Annotated in this window: 5 protein-coding genes; 1 reads left to right on the top strand and 4 read right to left on the bottom strand. The window is 31.6% G+C overall.

The features are described from left to right. The 3 genes from T529_RS0111370 to T529_RS0111360 form a co-directional block, all read right to left on the bottom strand. Positions 1–119: chromate transporter (locus tag T529_RS0111370; RefSeq protein WP_033163727.1), on the bottom strand; the 119-nt coding region annotated here is incomplete at its 3' end. Between the two features lie 21 nt (positions 120–140). Next, positions 141–1,616, bottom strand: coding sequence for a sulfatase family protein (locus T529_RS0111365; protein ID WP_033163726.1), 1,476 nt, complete (start codon positions 1,614–1,616; stop codon positions 141–143). A gap of 14 nt (positions 1,617–1,630) precedes the next feature. Beyond that, on the bottom strand, positions 1,631–2,944 hold the full coding sequence (locus T529_RS0111360) for a PTS sugar transporter subunit IIC (protein ID WP_033163725.1): 1,314 nt from the start codon (positions 2,942–2,944) through the stop codon (positions 1,631–1,633). Between the two features lie 184 nt (positions 2,945–3,128). On the opposite strand from T529_RS0111360, the gene T529_RS0111355 reads away from it, so the two are divergent. Further along, positions 3,129–3,893, top strand: coding sequence for a MurR/RpiR family transcriptional regulator (locus tag T529_RS0111355; protein WP_033163724.1), 765 nt, complete (start codon positions 3,129–3,131; stop codon positions 3,891–3,893). Positions 3,894–3,905: 12 nt separating this feature from the next. Here the strand turns inward: T529_RS0111355 and T529_RS0111350 are convergent, their stop codons facing one another. Then, positions 3,906–5,000 carry a radical SAM/SPASM domain-containing protein gene (locus T529_RS0111350; protein ID WP_033163723.1) on the bottom strand — a complete coding sequence of 365 codons (1,095 nt, stop codon included), beginning with the start codon at positions 4,998–5,000 and terminating at the stop codon, positions 3,906–3,908. Between the last annotated feature and the right edge of the window lie 243 nt (positions 5,001–5,243).

Below are 5,243 nucleotides of genomic sequence, written 5' to 3'. Positions count from 1 at the left end.
CAATGTAACTGCCCGACGAATTTCTTTCTCATCAGCGTAACAATGACATAACCGCCACCAAAGGTAAATGCACTTAAATACAATGTTGAAAGAAACAATGTTAATAACTTCTTTTTCATTGCTGAACTCCTTTCTTCAAATTAACGTAAATCTTTTCCCATTGGAACAAAGTCTGTTGTTTCCATATAAAATCTAAGTAAACGTTCTTTAAATTTATTGATGTCTTCAATATAGTCTGGATGATCAATAAGGTTATTGAGCTCTAAAGGATCATTTTCTAAATCATAAAGTTCATCCTGTTCATATAATCGCATCGTATATTTCAAATTTCCCATACGACACATACATGCTTTCGTATGTTCTGGACCTTCACTTGCTTGCGTTGAGAGTCTTGGCCAGTAAGGTGACTTTGGACTATGTCCTCTTTCCATAGCTTGTGTTTCACCATGAATACGTCCACCTTCGCAAAATACTGCATCATTATGCTTTTCATCACCTGCAACAACATGCATCATTGAATGACCAAATTGAGTATAAGATAATTTAATATCCGCCATCTCAGCAATAGTAGCTGGGATATCTAAAAGCATACCTAAAGCTTTCGTTTTTCTTGGCACACACGCAAAGTTACTTGATGGTTTTATTAGTAATGGAACATTACTAATAGGATTTTCAAAACAATTCTGTACTTTTTCTACAATTCCATAATCACCTGTATAGTCACCATGATCTGACCACACAATGATATTCGTATCGTCATACATATCCTTTTCTTTCAATTTATTAACAACTTGACCAAATTGATAATCAAATCTTGATACCATAGCTAAATATGTTGCGCGAAGTTCATTAAAGCGTTCCTTAGTCCAGCTCTCTAGATTTTGTTTTGACTCAATGCCATAAAGCATGCTTGCACGCTTTTTTAGAGTTGAGATATTAGGACGAGGCTCAGCTATTTTATTACGGTCAATCATCGAATACCATGGATCTTCACATCCATAAGGTGGATGTGGGAATGCTAATGTACAATAAACAAAGAATGGCTTACCATCTGGTTCTTTGCTTTTACGCTCTAAATAATCAAGTGCTGACTGAACACAGTTCCAATCTGTTTGGCCATAACCATTCTTTTGCGTTTTTCCAATATAGAACGAATAGTATTTATCATCTTCCATTTCTTCTTTGGTTACTTTATGTGGGGAACCAGGATTAAATGCATGAAAACTATCACGGGTATTTTCCATCGAGATCCCATCATAATATTCATCACAATACTTTGTTTTCAATTTATCTCCAGGTACAACATCATTTCGACCAATCCAAATCACTTCATAACCATTATTTTTCATTTCTTTTAAAATATTTGGTTCATCATCGTGTCGTTGGAGATAATGCATTGTCCGATGTCCTGTTGTATGAGGATATAGCCCAGTTAGAAAACTACATCTTGATGGAACACAAACCGGGTTTTGACAATATGCATTTTCAAAACTGATTCCATCTTTTAATATATCGTCCAGATTAGGCGTGATAGATGCTTCGTTATTCATATGATGCATAGAATCTGCACGCATTTGATCTGCGACGAACAAGAATATATTCGGCTTTTTATTCATATATTACTCCTCAATTACTTAGTATTTTCAATAGCACTTTCTTCATCAATTGCTTGTTGATCAAGTGTTTTGAAGAATGGATAGTAAATAAGCATTTGAATAGCGACTACTACAAATTGGAATAATGCGACTTTTATTCCACCAGCTAACCATCCACTAAAGATAACAGGTGTTCCTGCTGAAATTTGCATACCATTTAAAATTGGTAAAATACCTAATTTTGTGAACATATAAGCAATTGTAAAGGTAATGAGTGGTGTAATAATAAATGGAATAACAATAACTGGATTCAATACAATTGGAAGACCAAAAATTAACGGTTCATTAATACCACATAAACTTGCAGGCAAAGCCAAACGACCTAATTGTTTAAAGCGATTAGATTTCGCAAAGAAGAAGATAACGAGGCAAAGACCTAAAGTACCTCCTCCACCACCAACTGATGAGTAAATAAACCACCAAGTGTTAGATAAAACATTTGGCATTGCTTGACCAGCTTGTAATGCCGTTAGATTTTCCATTGCCATAGGCATATAGATTGCAGACAAGATTGGCATAACAATTTGACCACCATGAATACCAAAGAACCAGAATAAGGAGCAAAGGAAAACAAGTAAAGCGAAGGCAATTGGTGAATTTCCAATTCTTAATAATGGTGCCTGTAATACTGTATAAATGAATAGATTGAAACTCTTAAAAGTTGTAATAGCAAAGGCAGATCTTACTAGTGAGAAAACAATTGCTACAATGAATGCTGGAATCATCGCATTAAAAGCTTTTGATACTGCTGGAGGTACACCTTCAGGCATTTTAATAACCCAACCAAGATTTAAAACAAACTTGTAGATAGCTGGTGTTAATAAACCAACAATCATTGCAGAGAACAAGCCCGCTGTACCCAGGAATCTCATTTCCAGTACATTAAGTACAGGAATAATATCTTTACCATTCTTAGCAACCACACTAGAACCTTGAGGAATGAGTATAACAAACGCAAATAAAGCAAGTAACCCAACAACAAGTGCATCACTTTGCATATAATTATCTTGTGCATAATAATATGCAATAACGAAGACAGTATACAAAGATAACATATTAGTTGTTACGGTAGGTGCAAAATCTAAAAATGATTTTATACCAGTATTAGTAATAAATGTTTGATAAGGACCAATTTGCAATGATGATAATAATGTAAAAATTGCACCAATCATAATTATTGGTAAGATAATAGAAAAACCTTTTGAAATTGCTTTTAAGTATTTGTTTGTAGAAAGCTTTTCTGCAGCTGGTAATAAGTATTTTTCTACAACACCTGTAACCTTGTCCATAATATTCTCCTCTTTCGACCAAAACTTTTTCCACCATAGCTATATGTGAATTGAAATTTATTTCAATTACTATAATACTCTCTTCAAAACTTTTTTCAATATATAATTGAAATTTATTTTATTATTTTTTAAACATTGTTTCAAAAGATTTTATCTAGTACAATGCATTTGGAAGGTGGTTATTATGAATCCATTAGAACGTTTAGATTTTTACAAGGAATCCTACACTCATTCAGATAATAATATTTATCACTATATAAAAAAGCATCCTAATTCTGTAACAGTAAATAGTATTGATACTCTTGCAGAACAAATTCATACATCAAAAGCTGCAATTATTAGATTCAGCAAGAAGATTGGTTATTCCGGTTTCTCTGAGTTTAAATTTGAATTATCCCGTTATATTGTTTCTGGAGAAAGAGAATCGGAAAATGATAATAATTTAGATATTATTACATCTATTACTTCTTTATATGCCGGTTTTATAAAACAAATTCATGATGTAGTTTCCATGGAGGATATAAAAACAATTGCCCAAATGATTACTGACGCGCATAGAGTAAAAATATTTGGGCAAAATAGAACATATACTTCAGCTATGCAGCTTAGACATCGATTAGCTAAAATTGGATATGATGCGGAAGCAGTAAGAGGTACAATATTACTCTCCCAGATATGTGACTATTTAACACCTGATGATTTAATTATATTCTTCACCACACGTGCTAAGGAAAAACTATATTATGACATACTCTCAAATGCGAAGAAGAATGGTATAAAGATCATCATGATTTCATGTCAAAACACAACGTTATTGAAAAACTCTGATTTTTCTGTTGTGCTACCTTCTATTTCAAGAATGTCTGAGAATTCCTTTTTAGATGATCAGGCTCTATTCTTTGTATTTATTGAAATTATTCTTGCTGAAATTGCATATATCAAGTCATAAAAAATACCCACTCTACTTAAGTGGGTATTTTTGATTTATTGATTTTGCTATATCGTAAAACTTCTTATAAGAAATATTCAGAAAAGCTCTGTATCCACAATAATGATCATTGAAAAGTACGGGTGTCATTCTCTTACAATTTCCATGACATATATTCACAAATTCACAATTACTGCACAGCTTACTTATAGGATGTTTTTCATGTAGAAACTTTTGTGCATTCTCATTATTTTTCATACTTGATAACGTATTGCTCATCAAGTTCCCTAAGCAATATCTATCTATCGCATAGAAATCACATGGATATACATCACCATTACTTTCAATAATATATTGAACTGTACATTGACCTAGAGCTCCACATGTGCGTGGTAATTTCCCACTAAAGATCATCAACAGATCTTCAAAAAGAGAAATAGAAATATATTCATTATATTTTATATCTTTATACCATTCTTCAAATATATCTTTATAAAACTTAAAATACATTTCAGGTGTTAAAGCATATTTTCCACTATCATTTTCTAATTCTGGTAGGCATGGAATAAATTGTATATTATAAATATTATTTTTCTTATAGAATTTATATATATCTTTTGCGTACTTTACTAATGAACTTGATATAACTGTAAGAACATTGTAATTAATTTGTTCTTTCTGACATAATTTTATAGTTCTCATTACATCATCAAAAGTCCCTTTTCCATTCATCACTCTTATCTTATTATGTACAATCTTTATTCCATCTAAAGAAATACCAACCAAGAAATGATTTTCTTTAAAAAACTCAATCCATTTCTTATCAATCAATATTCCATTTGTCTGCAAAGCATACGTTACTTTTTGGTTTGTTTTTTTCTTATTTACTGTATACACAAAATATTCAAAATAAGATAGTCCAGCTAATGTTGGCTCCCCTCCCTGAAAAGCGAAATGAATATTATCATATTTTAAAGCTTCATCAATTAACTTATTTATAGTTTCATAGTTCATTAATTTCAAATTTTTATTCAATCTATTATGTTCTACATCAGCATAGAAGCAGTACTTACAATTCATATTGCATAAAGAAGAAGCTGGTTTTATTAATAATGAAATATGTTTCATTAATTATCACCTCTCTGTTTCAATGGTAGCATAGATTTCAAAAATATTAAATATCATAATAAAACAACTACCAGTATTCTCCAGTAGTTGTTTACTTAAATCTTATAATAAGGTGCCAATATAATACTGTGCCACATTCATAACCCCCGCTAGCACCATGACCAGTACAGGATCCATTTTATATTTCATCAGCATGACCATGCATATAATGAATATGACGATCATCTGATATTTGATATTCTT

This window comes from Sharpea azabuensis DSM 18934 (genome assembly GCF_000702165.1).
GTDB classification, from domain to species: Bacteria; Bacillota_I; Bacilli_A; order Erysipelotrichales; family Coprobacillaceae; genus Sharpea; species Sharpea azabuensis.
Note: the sequence above shows the minus strand (reverse complement) of the source record. Positions and strands in the feature narration are given on the sequence as shown.